Genomic DNA, 21266 nt, shown 5'->3' with positions numbered 1-21266 from the left:
TTACTTGAACCTCCTACCATTCTAAGTCACTAGCTTTTACTGGATGTTCATTTTTCTCCACACTTCTCACTTGTGCATCATTGATACGAATCACTCTGTCAGCCATTTTTGAAATTTCAGAATTATGGGTAATCACAATCACTGTTGTCCCATATTTTCGACATGTTTCTTCTAATATTGCTAAAACATGTTTCCCTGTCTCAAAGTCAAGTGCCCCTGTTGGCTCGTCACATAATAATAATTTTGGATTTTTAGCTAACGCCCTAGCAATCGCCACACGTTGCTGTTCACCTCCAGATAGTTGGGCTGGAAAATTATTTTTTCGATGCCCCAGTTGAACCATATCCAACACACTATCCACATCCAATGCCTTTGGTGATACTTGTGAAGCCAACTCAACATTTTCCTTAGCTGTCAGATTTGGTACTAAATTATAAAACTGAAAAACAAAACCAACGTCTAACCGACGATATTTTGTCAGTTCTTTTGAAGTAAATGCTGCAATATTCGTTCCATCTATTATCACATACCCTTCATCACAACTATCCATACCACCTAATATATTTAAAACGGTTGATTTACCAGCCCCACTAGGCCCTAAAATTACGACAAATTCACCTTTTTCAACTGAAATATTAATGTCATTATTTGCAACAATCACATTATCTCCCATTTTATAGCGTTTATACACATTTTTTAACTCGACATAACTCATAGAATCACTCCTTCTTATCTCATGAATCATTATAACAAAAGACAGTTTATTTAAACATCGATAACATTTGATGTTTGAGAACACTATCATTCGAAAGTGATAATGTCCTAAGTAGGTCGAAAGACAAAATGTCCCAAAATGATAGAATAACTTTATGAAAAGGATAAACCTAACAATGAATGAAACCAAAAAGTATCAAGTTATTAAAGCTGTTGCTGAAAATAAAAAACAAAAAAAGAGAACTAGTGTTGAACTTAATTTATCTATAAGACAAATTAACCGTTTAGTGAAATCATACAGGGAAAATGGTAAATCAGCATTTGTCCATAAAAATCGAGGGAGAAAAAATAAGCACTCTGTGCCTGAAAAAATAAAACAACAAATAATCACTAGTTATCAATCGTTTAGTATTAAACCGAATATTAAGCATTTTACTGAAATACTAAAAAACGACCATCATATCTGCTATACAGATACTACAATTAGAAGTATCCTGTACAAAGCAAAAATACTTTCACCAAAGGCTCAAAAAAAGACAAAAAGAAGACTCAAACAATTAATAAAGCAAGAAAGTCAACAAACCAAACAATCAGAGAACCTATTGGTTCCAAGAGCTGAAGACTACCTAGAACTCCCTGAAAAGACCCATCCTAGTCGACCTAGAAAAAAATACAAAGGAGAATTAATTCAATTAGATGCTAGTTCATATAATTGGTTTGGAAATCAAATAACTCATCTTCATTTAGCTATTGATGACGCATCAGGTAATATTGTTGGCGCTTATTTCGACCAACAGGAAACGCTCAATGGTTATTACCATGTTCTTCATCAAATTCTGACAAAACAAGGGATTCCTGTCACTTTTCTAACAGATAAACGAACCGTCTTTGAGTACAACAGAAAATCAACGAAAGCTGTAGAAGAAGATACGTTCACGCAGTTTGGGTTTGCTTGTCATCAATTAGGTATTGACATAAAAACATCCTCTATTCCTCAAGTGAAAGGTCGTGTAGAACGTTTAAATGGGACAGTGCAATCAAGATTGCCTGTTGATCTTGAGATAGCAAACATACATTCTATAGAGGAGGCTAATCAATTTCTATCTGTATGGATTCGAAAGTTTAATCGACAATTTGGTCACAAAACTGCAGAAAGTGTTTATGAAACTTCTCCTACAACAGCTGAAATTAATTTATTACTAGCTACTGTCTCTCATCGTATAGTCGATAATGGCCATCATATTAAGTATCAAAATAAATTTTATCTTCCAACGGAAGGTGGTAGCGACAAATATTTTACAAGGAAAACGAAAGCATTAATTATAAAAGCTTTTAACGGAGAGATTTATGTTAATATAGCAGAAAAAATTTATCTTACTAGACGATTAAAAACCCACGAGACCTATTCAAAAGAGTTTGATGGGGTTTCTTCAGATATAAAAAAAGAAAGACGCAAGTACATTCCACCACAGTCACATCCGTGGAAACTTGAGTCTTTCAAAAGGTATCTTCAAAGTATTGACCGTACTATCGAAGAATATGAGGCTGAAAAAACAGCCTGAAACAAAAAGTACCCTATTTTACCAATAATGGTCACATTAGTGCAAATTTTACGCAGTAAAGATTGCGCTAATGTGATCCCTCATTTTGGGACATTTTTATTTTCGATTGACATCGATAACATTTGACGTTTGAGAACACTTGTTCTTTTACTGAGAGTATCGTATAATAACAGTCGAATATAAAATAAGGGGTATTGTATGTCTACGAAAAATAAGCGAAAAAAATCATCACCAATTCAATATATTATTGGATTAGTTGTCTGTATTATATTAGTTGTTGCAGGAGTAAAATCACCTGATGTACTCCTTGATTTTTTACCATTTGATAACAAGGAATCTTCACCAAAAACAAGCGACACAATAAAGAAAGATAATCCAGGCCCAATTGAACACGGAAAATCTCGTTTCACTGCTAATGAGTTGAGAGATAGTTCAAAAGGATGGATTGAATATGGCAAATTAGATAAATTAGGTAGACCAACAACAGCCAATGCATTAATCAAACCAAACATGATTAATACTGGAACATCTGCCAACCAAAGTATTCGTCCACCTGGTTTTATTTCAGGTTTAGAACCACATAATCATTCACGTGGTCATTTAATTGGGAGACAACTAGGTGGAACTGGAGACAAATTAGAAAACTTAGTGACTCTATATCAAAATCCTGTAAATACACCTTTTATGACAAAATACGAAAATTTGGTGAGAAAAGCTGCGGATGAGGGTGAAACAATTCGCTACCGAGTTGAACCTGTATATAATGGTAATGAAGATATGCCTATTGCCGTTGATATCGAAGGAAAAGGGCTAAGTAAACAATCAACAATTGATTTTTATGTCACAATAGAAAACAAGCAGTAAAGGAGCATTCAAATGATTACCTTTCACGAAATCGCTAGTCAAATAACTAATAATTCACCTAACTATTTTTTAGAGATAGTTAATACAGACCATCTACAAGAGTTAACTGACTATTTTATTTTTTCAACAGAAAAAAAACAGCAAAATTTTTATCAAACGCTTGATTTTTTAGCAGATGATGGTATCTGGACACAAGAAGAATTACAAGAGTATACCTTTATTGCTCAAACGATTGATAGTGACTACGTTTTAGCAACAGATAGTCAGACTCTGGTCATTCCATATTCTTGTTTTAAATCTGATAGTGAACATTTTGATTTAACAATAGCAGCGTTTTTTTCATCTGTTGAACAAGGAACTTTAAATTCAAACGTAATAGCAAAAATAGACTAAAAGGAATCTTCCTTCAAGTCTATTTTTTTATAATATCTATTTCACTAGTAACTGTTTCTATTTCAAATACCTTTCCTTTATCAATATCTGTACTATTTTTGAAATCATTACGAACATTTTTATTGCCAGATTTAACTAAAAAGTCTGGAGCTTCATTATCTTCGTCCACATATTGGAACCATTTTACTAATCCTGATTCACTTTTTATACTTCCTTTTATAGGCTTATGTTGGGTTATAATAACTGACCCTTGACCATTAACTACATCCAATGTTCCTTGATTTTCTCTTAAAATAATGTTTCCATTTTTAATATTCAGTGTTGTATGGCCAATTTGATTTTCAATCACCAAAGTATTTTTATCACTTGTGATATTAACTTTATCCAGTGAAGTATCTGTCATAATTAGTTTGCCCCTATTATTTACGACATTGGCTTTATCACCATTAATGTTGAGTAAGTTAGTAAACCCTGTTTGCGTTTTGACAGCCATGTTACCTACACCATTTTTAATAATACTTTTTCCCTTTTCATTATTCACTTCAATCGGTGTATCAAAACTATTAACTAATAAATCGGCTTTTTCACTTACCACTCTGAGATGTTGACTATCAATATCTTCTAACACAATATTACCTGTTTCCACCGTTATATCAAAATGTCTAACCAAAATATCTCTAGCCTGGATATCCGCATTTTCAAAATCTAGCACTAGATTTTTTTCCGTTGATTTCGGAATACTTAACGATACATCTAATTCGCCCATTGCAGTAAATAAGGACATCGGTGTTTTTTGTCCTAAATCGATGACCATCTCTTTATTGTCTATCAATTCTTTTAAGGCTTCTTTACTGCCTTTGGTCATTTTCCCTTTTAGCTTTATACTAGGATATGTACTACTTGTTTGCTCAATCGTTAAATTAATCGGAAAATCACCTGTTAATGTCAGCGATTCAAATGAATTCTGATTTAGTTGAATACTTTCATCGACCACTTCACCCTTATAAAAGAATAATTTATAGTGGATACTATACATTATAAAAAACGATATAATTACGAAAATAAGAGTAAAAAAAGACATGCGTTTCGTTGATTTATGATTTATATCTCTTAATAAACCTAAACCAAAAAGAGAATTACCAAATATAAGAGCAATCAAGAAGCTAAAATGACCATACTTTATTAAATTCCAAATGAAATATACAAAACTAAAGACAATTAATAATACAAATACCACTTTTAATGTAACGACCCCCCCACGTTTCAATCGGGATACCTGTTTATATAACTTATCTTTTTTCCCTTGAAGCGCAACGATTTGTACTTCTTCAATTCCAATAATATCAGTTTCATACTGCATTGCTTTATTTAATCGTTTATCCTCATAAAACGCATCAACAATTGCTTTAGGCGTTCCAAGTTTTGTCAAAATAACCTCGACTGGTTCACCTTGTTCTAGCTTAATCTCTATATGTTCTAACATATCTTCTTTTATTTCTTCAAATTCATCCATGTCTTTCACAAGAAAAAGTTTTTTCATCTCATCAAAAAAATTCTCAATCTTCTCCATTATCTTCCTCCTGACACAATGATTGTACACTTTCGACAAACAGATTCCATTCAGAAAATAGTTTTTCCAAATGTTGTCTTCCTTTGTCTGTTAGCGAATAATACTTTCTAGCTGGACCACTGCTAGACTCTTTCAAATAAGTTGAACAATATTCCTCTTTTACTAAGCGTCTTAAAATAGGATATAATGCTCCCTCTGTAATAACTATATGCTCATTCATCTTTTGTGTTAATTCATACCCGTATCTATCTTTATTCTTTAGTAGATATAAAACACACAGTTCCAATACCCCTTTTTTAAATTGATTCGAAATTTTCATAATTCTTCTAAAAGCCTCCTACGGCAATCATTCATTTTTAATATTACACGAATTCCATCAAAAGATAAACACTATCTATAATAAAAAAGGTTACTATAAAATAAGTTTAACTTTACTTTATAGTAACTCCAATTGGTTAGACGACAAAAAATGTCTTATTTAATTTTAAAATCAACTTTTGATTCATCAAAGTATTTCACTTTGAAATCAAATTTCTTGAAGTTTTTATCTGCATTTAACTTGTTTAACACATGATTTTTAATATCATTTTTAGACATAGTACGAACATCTACACTATCAAAGATATCAATCACAAACGCTTCGGCTTGATCGCCTTTTACTTTTGTTCTTGTTGCTTCATTTTCAAACTCAGCTTTTACACGACCGTCTTTTTTAACATCAACATCTAAATTAATGTCTTTGTTTTTTACACGGTAGTCGATTTCGATTTCAATTTCTTTAATGTTTTTATCTAATGTACCAGTTGCTGGTACTTCAGGTGTTTCTGAATCCAGCGTTTCAGTTTCTAGTGCTTCAACTTCTGGCACATTCTCCGTTACCACTTCAGAACCAATATTTACACGTTCAAACCATCCAGTATTCATATAAACTACTTTGAATTCAACGTTTGCATTGTTTAGCATATCTTTTAAGATACCTTGGGATTGACGTGAGCTTAATGAAACACGTTGTGCTATCTTAGCTGCTTGAGAATCATTGTATCCTAATTCTTTCCAAGTATCAGTTTCAGATAATAAATTATACATTTTTTGAACGTTTGACACTGACAATTTAATCTTTGTTGCTCTTTCTAAATCAGCTTTAGTAAATGTAAGCACTGATTTTCTTGCTGTTTGAGAAACAACTGTTTTCGCATCTACACTTTGTGTACTGAAAACTAACGCTGAACCTCCAATTGATAATGTTACTAATGATAATATTGTTAGTTTAGTAAATTTCTTTTTAAACATACCTTTTCCTCCTAAATGTTTATATACTATTCTTATGATACTACTGTATTATGAATAATACTATTTGTCAAATAGTCTTTAAAAAATAGTTGAATAATACAAAAAGCCGTTGAATCAACCTTTCAAGTTAATTGAACGACTCTTTATAAAAATAATTTTAAATGTTTTAATCAATAATAATTAATTCTTTTGGGTATTCATTTAATATTTTGCATCCATCTTTGGTTACAACAACTAAATCTTCAATTCGTACACCTACCTCACCTGGAATATAAATACCTGGTTCAATAGAAAAAATCATACCCTCTGATACTTTGTTTGTATTACTTGCTGATACATCTCCTGCTTCATGAACTTCAGTCCCAATAAAATGACCTGTTCGATGTGTAAAATATTCACCGTAGCCTTTGGATTCAATATAATCTCTTGCTGCCGCATCGATATCACATAAACGTACCCCTGGTTTTACAGTTGCAATAGCACGTTTATTGGCTTCTAACACTGTCTCATAAACATCGCGACTTTTTTCAGAAACTTCTTTATAGAAAACTGTACGTGTCATATCAGAACAGTACCCATTTTTTATGCCACCAATATCTAAAATAATACTATCACCCGCTTTAACAACAGAATCATCATTCATATGATGTGGATCTGCACCATTTGCTCCGTATGCTACGATTGGTTCAAAAGAAAAGCCATCATTTCCTAAATCGTGATAAATTTTCTCTAGACGTTTTGTCATTTCTAATTCTGTTAACTCTTCTGGTATTAATCCAATTAACTGGTGGACAGCTAAATCATTATCATGAGAAGCGTCTAACATTTTTTCTATCTCATCTTCTGTTTTGATTGCTCTGACTTTATCTATGACATTAGAGCTTAATGTATACTGACTGATTGGTACATCTATTTCTTTCATAATATCTAACAGAAAATGAGCAGCCCAATTTTTTTCGACTGCAATTGGTTGTGATTTATCTAATTCTTTAGCTAACTTTAATACACCCATTCCTTCGTCTGTATCATCAACCGCAATAATCGGCATACCTAAATCAGATTCTGAAACAGGAAAAAGTCTATTTATAACTGCAACATGATGTCCATTTTCTCTTATAATTAATGCAACCAATCTCTCACCCGGATCGATTGATTGACCAGTTAAATACGAAATAGAGGCTTGATCTGATACCACTAATTGTGGTAAATATTGTTGTGCCATCTCTTTTAGCACACGATTCATTCGTTCATTATTCATTACACTTCGACTCCTTTTTCTTGAATAAAAAAACGGTAGAAAACTCTACCGTTCTACTTAGTTTATTGTACTTCATAACGGCATTCACCGTCTAGGTATGTTGCTTCTAAATTCATTGATTTATCTAATACGATAAAATCTGCAGCTCTACCAGGTTTTATCATACCGCAAACATCATCCATTTTACAGCTAACTGCTGGCACATAAGTTGCCATCATTATAGCTTCTGATGGTGTTGCAATTCCCCAATCAACAACATTTTTGATAGCTTCTTTTAATTTTAAAATGCTTCCTGCTAAGTTTCCTTCTCTCATTCTAGCTGTTCCATCTTTAACCGTCACATTAAACTCACCCAACATGTATTCCCCATCCGGCATACCACCTGCCATCATGCAGTCAGTAATTAATGCCACATGATCTCTACCAGTCGAATCCATTAGTATTTCAGCAGCAGTTGGATGAACATGATGTCCATCGCAAATTAATTCTGAAAAAACATGTTCTAAACTAAGTGCCGCTCCAACCATACCTGGTTCACGATGGTTTAAACCACGCATACCATTATATGTATGAACAAATACGCTAGCACCTGATTCTACTACGTCTTTTGCTTGAGATAAAGTTGCATTGCTATGCCCTAATGCCACAACAACACCACTGTCTGTTACTTGTTGGACAAATTCTTTCACACCTTCACGTTCAGGAGCGAGAGCTATTTTTTTGATAATGCCACCCGAAGCTTCTTGCCATTCATTAAATACCTCAATGCTTGGATCTGAAAAATAACCAGGATTTTGAGCACCTTTATGTTCTTCAGTAAAAAAAGGGCCTTCAAAATAAATACCTTGAATTTTTGCACCTTTAACGTCATCTTTTATTTCGCCGATTGTTTTGGCAACGTTTTTTAATCGTTCATGATCTGAAGTCAACGTTGTCGGTAAAAATGATGTGACTCCACATGATAATAAGGCTTCTGACATTACTTTAATTCCTTCAGCATCATTATCCATGACATCATGATTTTTATACCCATGAATATGCGTATCAACTAATCCTGGTGCCACCCATTTACCCGATAGGTCTACTAACTCTGCATCTATATCAGGATTTTCTGATGATATTTCGCCAAAAATACCGTCTTTAATCATTAAAAAACCAGGTCCTGTTTCACCACTTGCTAAAAAAAATTTATCAGCGTAAATCACTTTTTTCATTGCCAACACTTCTTTCTTTTATTAATACTTTAAAATTATCACTCTTTACATCATTAGTCAACAAATGGTCTAGACTTTTCGTAAAATTCACTTTTTTTAGTGTACTGTGTATTTATATATGATTGATAGTGATAAAATAAAAAGGTTTTTATTCCACTTTTTGCTTTTTTAATGTTATAATACAGAAATAATTATTACAGTGTTTTTTATTTTTGGATGATATGGGAGAGATTAGTATGGATACTCAAGAAAAAGTGTTCTTTAAATGGCAAGGAAGTAACTATGAAGGTGTCATTGAAAAAGAATACGACAATTCAGTTTTAATCGATGTAAATAATCCAGATGAAGAATTAAAAGAAAAATATTTAGGTAGAATTGTTATTAGTAAAAAAGATATTAAACAAAAATAAAGAGGCTGACCTAAAAGTCTCTTAACGAAAATTAAAAGGAACAAAATTATTTTTGATTTTGTTCCGTTTTTTGACGAAAAAATAGCACGTTCCTTTATAATAGCTGTATACCAAATCGTATTGATAGACTAAATACTGTCAATACGATTTTTTTTTAAGTATAAAAAAAGGGCATTCTTATTAGTAAAATTAAGTCGTCTATAACTAACATTACAAAAGAGAATCCTCCTGTGGATAATAATACAAAAAAACTACTCAATTTAACAGATGATTCTCTTATATTTTGAATGAGAATTGGTTGTCTCGTGAAGCGAGAAACAACCTCTCAGTTAACATGATTACAGGTCGATTAGTGAATAAAGATAAACAATGCAAGAAATGTGGAATTTATCAATCCGTTAAAAATCGATCACGTAAAGAAATCGCAAAATGCACAGTGTCTTTGAAAATATTGTTAAATATGTGTTATTATCATTTACCCATAATTAGCAACCTACTTTTAAATTCTTGCCTACGGCTCTTTGTGTAGATTAGTTTAGCTATATTTCTAATTGTCATACTGGAATGACATTTATTTGTGCTGATGCGACATCTAAAAAAATAATCGATATTTTACCTGATAAAAGATGACATAAGTCGGTTTCTTACTTTATGAAGTATTCCAGAAAAGAACGTTTAAAGTAAGATTTTTGGTCATGCACATGAAAGTAAGTTACGGTCAACTATTAAAAACAGTCTTTTCGAATGCCACAATCAAGAGGAAGGAAAGTTATAAAAAGTTAATATAGCAGGATTAATGAGTAATGTAACGACTCGTGGATACTACTTTTTACATTTATCTGTCATAAAAGTTACTTGTTCAATGGCTTTTTCTTTTGAAGCAGATTGATAAACAGCTTTAAAATCATCACAGATTTCCTTTCTATCTTTCACTCGATCTTTATGAGAAATATTTCTAAAGACATCAACACAACATTGTTGAAATTGAGCATTTGGATAAACACTATGAATACCAATCACAATATAAATGGCTTCTTTTGATACGGTTTGTCTCTTTAAAGGAAGATAGGTAGCATCTATAAAAATGACTGAGTATTTATCTTCTAAAGGTCTTTCTTTAAAAGCTAAAATATCTCCAGATACCATTTTACTAATGTGGGAAATGGTTTGTGGTCTGTAATAATGACCATACATTTTTTTAATTAGATTAGAGATTTCAGACATCGTTATTCCTTTTTGAAACAGTTGAATAATAGTCGTTTCCAAGGAATCATCTATTCTTTTATAAGTTGGTAGCGTTTGTTGAGAAAATTCACCATTTCTATCTCTAGGTATGATTAAATTTCATTCTCCATAATATATTTTAAAAGGTAGACGGTCTACCTGATAACGAAAAAGATTATATCCAAAAGAAAGAGGTTAAAGGTTGGACCCCCGATGTGATTGTTGGACGTCCTGAGTTTTCATTTCTTGTCCTGCTCGTACTCTTTATCGTTTATTTAAAAGAGGCGATTTTGATGTCTCTTCTTTACAAATGAGAGGTAAAAGAAAACCAGAAAAAAGAGGGAAACAAGCCTTTAAAAGAACTATTCATCATCGAAATAAGGAATAAGGTGACACTATTGTTGGAAAAAATCATAAAAGTGCTATTATGACACTAGTCGAGAGTCTATCAAAAGTTATTATTACTTTGGAACTAGCAGGTAGACAATCCACAGATATTGAAAATTGCTTAAATGAATGGTTTCAAAATATTTCTAAGCACTTGTTTAAATCTATCATATTTGATTATGGTAAGGAATTTTTCTAATTGGAAATCAATTAGTAATTCAAATGATACTAATATCTATTTTCCTAATCTTGGACCCCCTCCCAAAGAGGTTTAAACGAACATTCTAATGGGTTACTACGTCAAGATTGATTACCTAAACAAATGGATTTCAACGAAGTTGATGTTACGCTCATTCATTCTATTATTTCAAGAAAAAATAATATTCCTAGAAAATCATTAAACTATAAAACACCGTTAGAAGCCTGTTTGAGTTATATGAACAATGATATTTTGTCTAGCTTAATTTGACAAATGAAATGTTTATATTAACAAAAATAATCTCTCATAAAAGAAGCAGTTTGTGCATCCAATCCAAGCTCCATAAAATTTTCATCTACTGGTCGTAATTCTTTGTAGTCATCATTCTCATATTTATCAATTTCATGTAAAATATGGCGAATATCATGTAAGGCTTCTTTTTCAAAAAACCATTCTTTTAATCTGTTTTGTGTTGTTTTTTCCTCTTTTTCATAATCAGCCAAATGCTTATCCATTTTCTCGATAGTTTCTACAATACGATTTATTGTATCTTCTTTTTTAAGCTCTTCTGATTTCATAACATTCTTCCCTTCAACTTTAATAAAATCTATATTCTATTTTAACGTTCTATCCAATTAATTAATGACGTTTATCCATTTTTTTGATATCATTAAAATTATCTAATTTTTTAATTATTTTCTAATACGAAAGGAGATAATCAAATGGATATCAGACAACTAACTTATTTTATTGCCATAGCAGAATCAAATACTATCTCTGATGCCGCAAAAAAACTTAATATTGCTCAATCAGCTTTAAGTCAAATGTTAAAGCAACTAGAAACTGAGTTAGGTACAATTCTAATAGAAAGACATAAAAAACAACATCACCTCACTCCTAGTGGGTGTATTATGTATGATGAAGCACTGTCCATCACCGCCCAAATCAATCAAGCCAAACAACGCATACAAGATAGTAACGTTGGAATACTTGGTTCGATTAATATTGGCGTCGACGCACTACTATCAACCATTTTATATTCAACTATTAAAAACTATTCAAAAACATATCCAGATATTAAATTGAATATTTTTCAAAACGATCAAGCTACATTGCAAGAAATGTTGGAAGCAAGACAAATTGACGTTGCTCTAACTCACTATGCCCTCAATGAGGATGAATTTATTTCAATTAACAAAGAAACGGTTCCTGTTTACCTCGTTTACTCTGATAATTATGATGAGCATTGGACAATGAATGAAATATTACGTCAGTCAAAAGATATTATCTTACCTCTACACAAAGATGAAAAATTGTATAAAGAATTGACTCTTTGGTTAAACAATTCGATTGGCTGCAAAAAAAACATTACAAGCTGTGCAGATGTGAAACTGCTCTTACAATTGATTAAAACCAATCAATGTGTTAGTTTTATTCCAGAATTTTTACTACGAGAATTACCTAAAAATATTTATATACATGAAGTGACACTTCCTACTCTTACTTACTCATATCAATGGGTTTACTTAAAAAATAGGTACTTCCCAAAAATATTAACTGAGTTTCTATCGTTTAATTAAGTGATTAGGTCTCTATATCTCTTTTTTTCTTAGCCAAGAACAGTATTATTAAAACACTTATTTATGAATCTTTTTTAAGATAAATGTGAGAAAGGTATTACTATCTACTTAAAGTTTTTAGACAAAATAAAAAAGTCTAGGAAATCAAATTTCCTGGACTTTTTTAAGTCACACTTGGTGTTTCTTCCTCTTGTTCTTCTTCATACAAACCTGATACTTCTTTGTACCAATTAAACACATGAATGACAACCACTTTCATAGCAGCATATCCAGGTATACCTAATATCACTCCTAATACACCAAATAATTTACCAGCTGATAACAAGACAAAAATAATCGTTATAGGATGAATATCTAACTGACTGCCTAAAATTAAAGGTGAAATTACACGTCCTTCAACTGTTTGCTCAATAATAAATACTATAATCACAGCAATTAACATTTTAGGACCACTAACAAAGGCTAATATAATCGCCGGAATTGTTGCTAGAGCAGATCCTATATAAGGAATTAAATTTAACAAACCTGCTAATATACCTAACGTCACACTATATTCAAGTCCTATAACACTAAAACCAATCATAAACATTACCGCAACAGCAAATGCTACTGTTACTTGACCTCGTACGTAAGAAGATAATTGTTTATTAATATCTTCTAACACTTTAAGTGTTGGCTTTCGCATTTTTATTGGAATAGCTGGCGTAATGTACGGAACTAATTGCCGGCCATCTTTTAATAAATAGAACAAAATAAACGGTACAGTAATAGCAGTCACAACAACATTTGCTACCGCTCCGACGATATTACCTAAACTGTTAAATGTTGTTTTAGATAAAGTTTTTGCTAGACTACTAATAGAATTTGTTAGTTCATTAAAGTATTTCTCAAAAGGCTCACTAAATTGACTCAGAGCAGGTAAAGATACGAACTCTGTGGTTTTTCGTTCAATAACATCCCAATAATGTGGCCATTCTGAAATAAAACTTTTTGTTTGGTATTCAATTTTTGGAACAAGAATAACAATTCCCCAAATAATTAAACCTAAAATAGTAATAAAAAGTAAACTAATGGTATAAACGCGTTTTATGCCACGTTTTTCAAAAAAATTGACTACTGGATTTAGCAAGTAGTACAGTAAACCTGAAACAATGATTGGTACACCAACAATGCCTAAAAATTGTGCGACCGGTGTAAATAAGTCAGATACTTTAGTAAATACTAATAGTATGAGTAGTATTAACAATACAACCATTAAGCCTGTTACTAGCTTGTTGTTTAAAAACAAACGATAGAATAAAGACTTAGGACTTCCCTCTTTTTTTAACTTCACCTATCTTCCCCCTAACGATATGTAATAATAGTCCCTTCATTGATTTTAGGGAACGTATATGGTTCCAGATAAATCGCATTTGATAGTTCATCCATACCTTCTGGATCTTTGAACATCAATGTTACATGTCCCATAGATTCTAAGTGTCTATTTGAAACAGACCCAATTTTAACTATATAGTACTCTTGGTCATCAAATAAAATGGTGTCACCAACTTCTAGATTAAATGGCCCACTTGTTTCAACTTGTTGAATAACAGAAACTTTTTCAATTTCTTCTGTCACTTTTTCTCCAAATAAAATAATCATTTCATCTTTAGCATCCATTGCGTGTTCCCCAATTTGTTTGACAACTGATTTAATCATATCGATATCTTCCCCACTTTTTTAATATTTTATAATTTAACTATACCACAATCACAACAAAGACTCTCATTTTATGCTAGATTATTTAAAAACCTTTTAAAAAAGAAGAAGGAATTAAATTCCTCCCTCTTTCATCGGCATCTATTTAGTTTACTGCTCCTTTTTTCGTTTATTGAGCCATACAATTGATACTAACGATAACATCAGTATACCAATTATCACTACTTTTTTATTTGATGCATCACCAGTTTTGGGTAAGTGATTTTTAGAAAGTGATTTTAAGGTTTCCTGCGTTTGATTAGATGATACATTACTCGCTCGTTTCACCGTTTCATTAGAAATGAATCCAATTGACTCTTGCGATAGTTGACTAGTTTTTTCTTTTTGATTCTCTTCTTTTTCTGCTATTTTTTTATCTTCTTTTTCTTGATTTTCAAAAGGTGGCGTTTGCTCTTTTTCTGCTTTACCTTTTTCTTCTTTAGATGGTGATTCTTCTAATTCATTTGATGTCTGTGTCTCACCATCTTTTTTATCTGTTTTTTCTAATTCTGTTTGTGTTGTACTTTCTTTACTTTGGATTGGTTTAGGTTTTACGACGATATTTTCACTTAAAACGGGACTTTCATTACCCGCAGTATCAACTGATTTGACTTGTAATACACTATCTTTTGTCACGTCAAATGCTTCTTTATACTCTTTCCACATTTTCCCTTCATCTAAACTATACGTTAGATGAGTATCAGTATCCTCAGTCGTTAAACCAATCGTCACTGTCACTTTTCCTTCTTTCCCACCGTATGAGCTAAGTGAAATAGTTGGGAGTGATTTTATCTCGGTACGAATATTATCTACTTTTATTTCTGAGACTGCTGATTCATTTCCATATTTATCTGCATACTTAAAGTAGTAGTTTCCATTTTCACTGACGCTGACATCTTTTGGTACAACCGTCCATATTTCTTTATCAGTTGAGTAATACAAGTTAGGCTTTTCAAAGCTACCTGCATGATTAGCCACATCAGTCTCATTGCTAGACGATATTACGACTGGTTTACGTGTTAGTTTACCATCACTACTTACTAATCTTGGAGTTGGTATTGTATCATCTTTGTGATGATTCATATCAAAATCTAATGTTTGTTTATTTCCAACTAAGTCAGATAATGTTGCTGTCATTTTAGATGTTGCTTCTGGTAAAAGAGACACTTTATAATCAACATCCACACTTGGTCTTTTGTCAAAGAACGACTCATTAAATGTTGTATAGCTTGGATCAGTGTAAACATGATTATTATTTATACTAAAATCATAACCCGTTAAATTATCTGTTATCGTGGCTTGAACAACATATGGATTTTGATTCGTAAACCCAACTAAGCGCCCATCAGATTGTTGCTCTACGTTATGTAATGTTAATGATGGTAAGGTGTCATCCACCCAAATAGTATAGCCATAATTAACAACTGGCTTACCTTGATTTAATTTATCATCTTGGACGTAAGCTGTTAATCGATATGATCCTGTTGAAATATTTTTCATTTGATAACTAAAGGCTAAAGTCGTGGGATCATAAGGTACTTTTTCACCATTTAATGTAAAATTAGCGACTGGGTAGGCTAATTTACCAGTGATGGTTAATGTTTTATTATCTTTATCATATCCTGTGCTATCCGTATTTATCACTGATAGACTAGAATCGATATTATCAAATTTAATCATATTTTTATCAATTTTCGTTGCACTAGATGAATGAATGACGACCTGTTGAGTGGTGTGATTGTCCGATTCATCCCCTGCGATAACATAATATAAATTATCTCCATAAATTAGTGAGAGCTCTTTAGAGAACGAACCGTTATCTAATGTTAATGGCACTTTTTCTTCTGTTTTAGGATTATACAGCAAGGCTTCAGTTGCATCACTGATATGACCTGATAACGTATATTGACTATCTGTAGTATTTATTTTTCCGTCAGATGAATCATTTATCTCTATAACAGGCACATCTAAATCCACTTTTACCGGCATCACACCAAACAAGTCAGTACCTTCTTTATCTTGTGTAAATAATATACTGGTTTTATCTTTTGTAATCGGAACACTGACTTCAAATAATCCCTTATCTGATGTTTTGACTTCAACACCATCTACATAAAATACTGTATCATTCTTGTAACTACCTGATAATGTGAAGCTCCCAGTCTCTTTATTATATCCCGCTGTATTTTGGCTAATGGTTTGATTTGGTGACAGATTATAAATTAAGATATTTTCTTTATCACCTTGTTGAGCAACTATACTTGTGGTAGCAATATTTCCGGCCATATCACTCACGCCAAGAGTCACTTGATTTTTCCCTTGAGAAAAGACACTAGATATTCGTTGAGTTGATTCATATTGCTGATGATGTTTATCATTGTTACTACCTTTTTTAAGAGCCATTTTGTAATTTTTTCCATTTACATTTAAAGCCACAACATCTGGTTTCACTCCAGACAAATTATCCGTTACATCAACTAGTAGCGTTCCTGTTTTACTTACCTCGACATGTTTAATTTCTGGTTTCGTATTATCAACTGTTACTGGTATGTACGTTTCTTGGATTGAACCATCATTTTGTGAAGTAACACTTACTTTGTATTGGTAACGACCATCTGGTACTTGTTCTTCTTTGCCTGATTTTTTATTATATGATGTTCCTGTCCATTTTGCTTGAGACACGGCATGCGTTGTCCACTTTCCTGTTCCTGAATTAAAGAAATCTTTGCGACCATTTTTAGAAATGTAAAGCTCTTTTATTGTGTCACCTTTATCATCTATAATGTCATATGTTGCTTGTGAGAAATTACGATTGAAAAATAAATATGGCATACTATAATCTTGAACACCGTCATTATTTTTAGGAGAAATAGCCATCGCATCTGGATCAACAACTGACTCACCTTTTTCATTTTTCACCATTCCTAAAATATTATTGCCATTACTTACTAAAAATCCTGATGCTGTCGGTGCGCTATGACCTTCTTGAAAAATCAAAGGATCGACTGACTTATCTTTAGAATAAGTGCCAAAGAATCCCATGTATGGAATAACTAAGTTAGGTGTATCCACACCATCAAATCCGATAAAGCCTTCAACAAATTGTTGTTCTGAAAAAGAAAATGGTAATGTCAAATTAAACGAAACTGTTTTACTCTCTTTAGCTTTTAACTCAATTGTTTGGTTATCTGTTGTTAGATTCGCTTTATCTATTTTTGTATCATAGATTTCTTTATTAGCGTCAGTACTCTGTGTGTAGACCCCACCATAATCATTTACTGTATACGTTTTATCTTTATCACTATGATTAGTCAACGTCACATCGATTGTTGTTGAACGGCCAATTTCTTTTAAAGCAATCGTTGATTCATTAGTCGGTGTATAAAGGATACTGACTTCATTTTCAATTGCTGAGGATACATTGATTTGTCCTGCACCTTGTCTTCGTGGTGAAATAATTTCTTTTGTATGACTCACATCAAACATTGGAACAGATGTATTAACAGCAGAATCTTTTGCAAACTTCACTAATTCTTTCCCACTTAAGTTAAGTTTTTTCTCTTTTATGGCTTGCAAAATTAATGCTTGAGATCCAGCTACAAAGGGGGACGCCATACTTGTTCCACTCATTGTTTGATACTTATTTCCATTAGCTAGTGAATAAATATTACCACCAGGAGCAGATATTTCAGGTTTAAAATTCAATTCAGGTGTTGGTCCCCATGAACTAAAATCTGACATCTTACCATACATTTTATTGTCAACTTCAGCTTTTCCAAGATTGAACGCTACTTTTTTCTTATCCTTCGCTACTTTTAATAACACGTCTCCATCAACATCTGACAGACCAATTGTTGGATACTCCGCATCATCTAAGGACATTTGTACAATGCCATCCGTATTATTATAGATAAATGCTGCAACAGCACCATTTTCTTTTGCATATTTTGCTTTTTCACTAAATGAAATCTCGCCACGCTGTATCAAGGCAATATTACCTTTTACTGATTTTTTCACCTCATCTGTATAATCTGTTGCTTTACCAAATCCTACATCTATTAATTCGCGTTCTTGATTTAGCACATCATATTGTGTTTCAACTTTACTAAATATGGTCGTTGACCCATCTGTTAGTTCTGGCACTGAACTAAAGACTGCATTACCTAATGTATCTTTCAATGTTTCAAGTGTCACAATAGAATTTTCTGATGACGCAACAGTCAACGCTTCAGTAGTGACTCCGGGACTTCCAACTGTACTCATATCTGACGTATTTAATAGATTTTTGGGGGTGTCATGCATGTCGTTTGTCCCACTCACACTATTATTTCCTGCTGAAATAACTGACACAACACCTGCATCACTTGCACGTTTTATCGCTTGATTTTGTGGGTCGTTTGGATCAGTATTTGCGCTAACAGAACCTAAGCTCATATTAATAACGTCCGCTCCTAATTTAACCGAGTCCTCAATAGCCGCAATAATGTCATCTGTATAACAGCCTTTCAACTCTTTGTTATTAGAAAAAACTTTCATTGCAAGTAACTGAGCTTCTGGGGCAACTCCTTTCACTTCACCGTTTGATCCAGCAATACCTGCCACATGTTGGCCATGCATCCCTGCATCACCCACATCTATAATATCATCGCTGCCATCTGCGTAATTATAGCCAAATGGAACCTTTTCACTGAAGTATTTTCCTTTATCCATTTTTTTAACGCTTTCTTTAGTTAAAGGACCGCTTTCAGGATTGGATAAAAATAGATCTTTATGGCTTGGATCGATTCCACTATCAATAATTGAGATAACCATTCCTTCACCATGTAATTTCTTTTCTTCCCAAACTTTTTGTACATCGGCAATTGCATTTGCATGTGTATCAGTTGGATAAAATACTTGAGCCGGTGTCACTGATACAACACCACTTAGTGCTTCAATTTTTTCAATGTCTCCAACTTTTACATTAATAGAAAACGCATTTAACAAATAACCAAATGAACGTTTGGCCTTTGAGCCTGCGATTTTTTCAATCTTTGCTTTTACAGACGATTGTTTTTTGACCACTGTATCTGTCGCTTTTTCTATTGACTGAACAGATTGTTTAGAACCTGTTGGTAAGTCAACTTTATTTATAGCAACATCCTCATCCAACTGGACCATTACACGTATGCGTTGTTCTTTATCAACAGTTGTGTTAGATGTACCTTCTGTGATTAGTCCCTCATTTTTTAACTGTTCATTGACTCTTGTATAAAAGTCAGTTGCATCAGCTTTATTGGCCAATTCTTTTTCTTCATTCAAAAAATTTTTGACACTTTCTTCTACCTTTTTTTGATTCGTTTGTGTTTCCTTTTGACTACTCGTTTCATTTGCTAATACAAGCGTTGCATCCAAAACTGGCGTGGACAATAACAAAAGACTACTCGCTAGCAGTGCCGAACGTTTAACAACCGACTGTTTCATATACCTACCCCTTTTATTATTTAATAACAACAATATGATTAAAATATTGTTTATTATTTATTAAGTTTTTCTCATTATGATAAACTTTTTTCTCATTTTCAATAGGATAAACTAATTTATACTAGTAACTTTACTATTTGCGAACAAAAAAAAGACCAAGATAGAACATCTTAGTCTTTTACTGTCTAGTTATTATTCTGTTTTTGACGCACTTGAGACTGCATCCGCATCAGATGAAGCAGTATGTTTGGAAGATTCTGAAGCTCCACTGACTGTATCTGTTCCTGGTGTTAAAGTTTGACCTGTTTGTTTTAAATACCAATCAACAATTGGTTTAAAATCTAATATGTATTCGTTTATACCAGCATAATTTCCTTCATCATCATGAATTGCTTGATAATTATGTACAACAAATTTATCTGGTCCATGCGTTGGAACATGTACTCTTACGCAATCTTGAGCTCCAGATCGTAACTGCTGAACAACCCAATTCACACCGTTTAATGCTTTTTCTGGATGACAATAGGCTAGAGGGTTCCCTACTTGACTTGGATGACGTGAGGCTAACATATCTTTATCTTCTTTTGTGTAATTATAATATAAAAATTGATTATTATTATCTGCATAGGTTAATTCCATAGGCATTGAGGCAAAGAAATGATTTAACTGATTAACCGTTAATATACCACGATTTAATTTGACATAAGTATCACCTTCTACTGCTTGAACTTTTTCTGATGCTTGTTCAACCCAGTCATCAGCTCCTTTGTCAACTCCATCAATTGTGGTATCGATTGACCCTTCGCAATATAAATCTTCTTTTTCCAGTTCAGGCTTTTTCGTTCCTTCTAACTCAGATATTACTTCAATATATCGTAAAAATTTATCTAATACATTACTTAAAAACTCAACAGTTTTAGCGTCTTTTAGGTTATTATTGTCATCAAAAGCTTCGCGTACTTTTCCAAGTAAAAATTCATTTCCTGGCATGACTAGAGCATGAACACCTGGTGCATCAAGTATTTGTCGTAAATGTAATTGAGCTCGTGAAGAACCTTGGTCATAGTATGAAGCACCAATAATCATTACTGGTTTGTTTTCTAGTGGATGTATTTTAAATGATAACCACTCTAATACACTCTTTAAACTGGCTGGTATTGTATGGTTATGTTCAGGTGTTGCAATAATAACCCCATCTGCATTTAAAATCTTACGGTTTATTGACTGAATCACTGGCGTATTTGTTTGATCATTACTTTGATTAAACAATGGAACATCTTTAATTTCGATTAATTCTAAATCAAATTTATCAGAAAAGTGTTTTTTTATGTATTGTAACAACGTACGATTATATGATTTATCAGCATTTGATCCTACAATTCCTACTAGTTTCATTTGACT

At 32.5% G+C, this 21266-nt stretch carries 16 protein-coding genes and 2 pseudogenes; 6 read left to right on the top strand and 12 right to left on the bottom strand.

Going from position 1 to position 21266, the window contains the following annotated elements; all coding sequences use genetic code 11:
• Positions 1-13 precede the first annotated feature (13 nt).
• Positions 14-715 (bottom strand): ABC transporter ATP-binding protein, encoded by a 702-nt coding sequence (locus tag DW196_RS05910; protein ID WP_118250606.1) that lies wholly within the window; start codon positions 713-715, stop codon positions 14-16.
• 175 nt (positions 716-890) lie between these two features.
• Between DW196_RS05910 and DW196_RS05905 the strand changes: the two genes are divergently transcribed.
• From DW196_RS05905 to DW196_RS05895, 3 genes are all read left to right on the top strand, one after another.
• Positions 891-2276 carry an ISNCY family transposase gene (locus tag DW196_RS05905; RefSeq protein WP_118250605.1) on the top strand — a complete coding sequence of 462 codons (1386 nt, stop codon included), beginning with the start codon at positions 891-893 and terminating at the stop codon, positions 2274-2276.
• A 198-nt stretch (positions 2277-2474) separates the two neighbouring features.
• Positions 2475-3140: a DNA/RNA non-specific endonuclease gene (locus DW196_RS05900; protein ID WP_118250604.1), complete on the top strand. Its 666-nt coding sequence runs from the start codon at positions 2475-2477 to the stop codon at positions 3138-3140.
• 12 nt (positions 3141-3152) lie between these two features.
• Positions 3153-3533 (top strand): hypothetical protein, encoded by a 381-nt coding sequence (locus DW196_RS05895; protein WP_118250603.1) that lies wholly within the window; start codon positions 3153-3155, stop codon positions 3531-3533.
• 19 nt (positions 3534-3552) lie between these two features.
• Here DW196_RS05895 and DW196_RS05890 read toward each other — a convergent pair whose 3' ends face one another.
• The 5 genes from DW196_RS05890 to nagA form a co-directional block, all read right to left on the bottom strand.
• Positions 3553-5103: a DUF4097 family beta strand repeat-containing protein gene (locus tag DW196_RS05890; RefSeq protein ID WP_118250602.1), complete on the bottom strand. Its 1551-nt coding sequence runs from the start codon at positions 5101-5103 to the stop codon at positions 3553-3555.
• Entirely contained in the window at positions 5090-5422 is a 333-nt protein-coding gene (locus DW196_RS05885) for a PadR family transcriptional regulator (RefSeq protein WP_071456456.1), read from the bottom strand. Before DW196_RS05885 ends, DW196_RS05890 begins: the two co-directional genes overlap by 14 nt.
• 155 nt (positions 5423-5577) lie before the next feature.
• A complete protein-coding gene (locus DW196_RS05880; protein ID WP_118250601.1) occupies positions 5578-6393 on the bottom strand; it encodes a YusW family protein in 816 nt (271 codons plus the stop codon).
• A gap of 166 nt (positions 6394-6559) precedes the next feature.
• Entirely contained in the window at positions 6560-7651 is a 1092-nt protein-coding gene (locus DW196_RS05875; RefSeq protein WP_118250600.1) for a Xaa-Pro peptidase family protein, read from the bottom strand.
• A gap of 62 nt (positions 7652-7713) precedes the next feature.
• On the bottom strand, positions 7714-8865 hold the full coding sequence (gene nagA / locus DW196_RS05870; RefSeq protein ID WP_118250599.1) for an N-acetylglucosamine-6-phosphate deacetylase: 1152 nt from the start codon (positions 8863-8865) through the stop codon (positions 7714-7716).
• Between the two features lie 236 nt (positions 8866-9101).
• Here nagA and DW196_RS05865 point away from each other — a divergent pair, with 236 nt between their 5' ends.
• Entirely contained in the window at positions 9102-9275 is a 174-nt protein-coding gene (locus tag DW196_RS05865) for a DUF2187 domain-containing protein (RefSeq protein ID WP_071456452.1), read from the top strand.
• Between the two features lie 756 nt (positions 9276-10031).
• On the opposite strand, the pseudogene DW196_RS05860 reads toward DW196_RS05865, so the two are convergent.
• Positions 10032-10619: pseudogene (locus DW196_RS05860) on the bottom strand (transposase); the annotation flags it as partial.
• 35 nt (positions 10620-10654) lie between these two features.
• Between DW196_RS05860 and DW196_RS11585 the strand changes: the two are divergent.
• Positions 10655-11355, top strand: a pseudogene (locus tag DW196_RS11585) (IS30 family transposase); the annotation flags it as partial.
• A gap of 17 nt (positions 11356-11372) precedes the next feature.
• On the opposite strand, the gene DW196_RS05855 reads toward DW196_RS11585, so the two are convergent.
• The gene (locus DW196_RS05855; protein ID WP_071456444.1) at positions 11373-11663 is read right to left on the bottom strand and encodes a hypothetical protein; all 291 of its coding nucleotides are present in this window, start codon (positions 11661-11663) and stop codon (positions 11373-11375) included.
• A 144-nt stretch (positions 11664-11807) separates the two neighbouring features.
• Between DW196_RS05855 and DW196_RS05850 the strand changes: the two genes are divergently transcribed.
• Positions 11808-12665 (top strand): LysR family transcriptional regulator, encoded by an 858-nt coding sequence (locus DW196_RS05850; protein WP_118250598.1) that lies wholly within the window; start codon positions 11808-11810, stop codon positions 12663-12665.
• Between the two features lie 163 nt (positions 12666-12828).
• Here DW196_RS05850 and DW196_RS05845 read toward each other — a convergent pair whose 3' ends face one another.
• From DW196_RS05845 to DW196_RS05830, 4 genes are all read right to left on the bottom strand, one after another.
• Positions 12829-13998: an AI-2E family transporter gene (locus DW196_RS05845; RefSeq protein ID WP_071456442.1), complete on the bottom strand. Its 1170-nt coding sequence runs from the start codon at positions 13996-13998 to the stop codon at positions 12829-12831.
• An 11-nt stretch (positions 13999-14009) separates the two neighbouring features.
• Positions 14010-14363 carry a PTS glucitol/sorbitol transporter subunit IIA gene (locus DW196_RS05840; RefSeq protein WP_118250597.1) on the bottom strand — a complete coding sequence of 118 codons (354 nt, stop codon included), beginning with the start codon at positions 14361-14363 and terminating at the stop codon, positions 14010-14012.
• A gap of 150 nt (positions 14364-14513) precedes the next feature.
• On the bottom strand, positions 14514-19865 hold the full coding sequence (locus DW196_RS05835) for a S8 family serine peptidase (protein WP_118250596.1): 5352 nt from the start codon (positions 19863-19865) through the stop codon (positions 14514-14516).
• Positions 19866-20057: 192 nt separating this feature from the next.
• The gene (locus DW196_RS05830; protein ID WP_071456439.1) at positions 20058-21260 is read right to left on the bottom strand and encodes an NADPH-dependent oxidoreductase; all 1203 of its coding nucleotides are present in this window, start codon (positions 21258-21260) and stop codon (positions 20058-20060) included.
• Positions 21261-21266 lie beyond the last annotated feature (6 nt).

Origin of the sequence: Vagococcus sp. AM17-17 (assembly GCF_003471765.1) — a bacterium.
GTDB classification, from domain to species: domain Bacteria; phylum Bacillota; class Bacilli; order Lactobacillales; family Vagococcaceae; genus Vagococcus; species Vagococcus teuberi.
Note: the sequence above shows the minus strand (reverse complement) of the source record. Positions and strands in the feature narration are given on the sequence as shown.

Coding starts and splice junctions, on each gene's coding strand:
- DW196_RS05910 (WP_118250606.1), bottom strand. CDS start 715: ATGAGTTATGTCGAGTTAAAAAATGTGTATAAACGCTATAAAATGGGA.
- DW196_RS05905 (WP_118250605.1), top strand. CDS start 891: ATGAATGAAACCAAAAAGTATCAAGTTATTAAAGCTGTTGCTGAAAAT.
- DW196_RS05900 (WP_118250604.1), top strand. CDS start 2,475: ATGTCTACGAAAAATAAGCGAAAAAAATCATCACCAATTCAATATATT.
- DW196_RS05895 (WP_118250603.1), top strand. CDS start 3,153: ATGATTACCTTTCACGAAATCGCTAGTCAAATAACTAATAATTCACCT.
- DW196_RS05890 (WP_118250602.1), bottom strand. CDS start 5,103: ATGGAGAAGATTGAGAATTTTTTTGATGAGATGAAAAAACTTTTTCTT.
- DW196_RS05885 (WP_071456456.1), bottom strand. CDS start 5,422: ATGAAAATTTCGAATCAATTTAAAAAAGGGGTATTGGAACTGTGTGTT.
- DW196_RS05880 (WP_118250601.1), bottom strand. CDS start 6,393: ATGTTTAAAAAGAAATTTACTAAACTAACAATATTATCATTAGTAACA.
- DW196_RS05875 (WP_118250600.1), bottom strand. CDS start 7,651: ATGAATAATGAACGAATGAATCGTGTGCTAAAAGAGATGGCACAACAA.
- nagA (WP_118250599.1), bottom strand. CDS start 8,865: ATGAAAAAAGTGATTTACGCTGATAAATTTTTTTTAGCAAGTGGTGAA.
- DW196_RS05865 (WP_071456452.1), top strand. CDS start 9,102: ATGGATACTCAAGAAAAAGTGTTCTTTAAATGGCAAGGAAGTAACTAT.
- DW196_RS05855 (WP_071456444.1), bottom strand. CDS start 11,663: ATGAAATCAGAAGAGCTTAAAAAAGAAGATACAATAAATCGTATTGTA.
- DW196_RS05850 (WP_118250598.1), top strand. CDS start 11,808: ATGGATATCAGACAACTAACTTATTTTATTGCCATAGCAGAATCAAAT.
- DW196_RS05840 (WP_118250597.1), bottom strand. CDS start 14,363: ATGATTAAATCAGTTGTCAAACAAATTGGGGAACACGCAATGGATGCT.
- DW196_RS05835 (WP_118250596.1), bottom strand. CDS start 19,865: ATGAAACAGTCGGTTGTTAAACGTTCGGCACTGCTAGCGAGTAGTCTT.
- DW196_RS05830 (WP_071456439.1), bottom strand. CDS start 21,260: ATGAAACTAGTAGGAATTGTAGGATCAAATGCTGATAAATCATATAAT.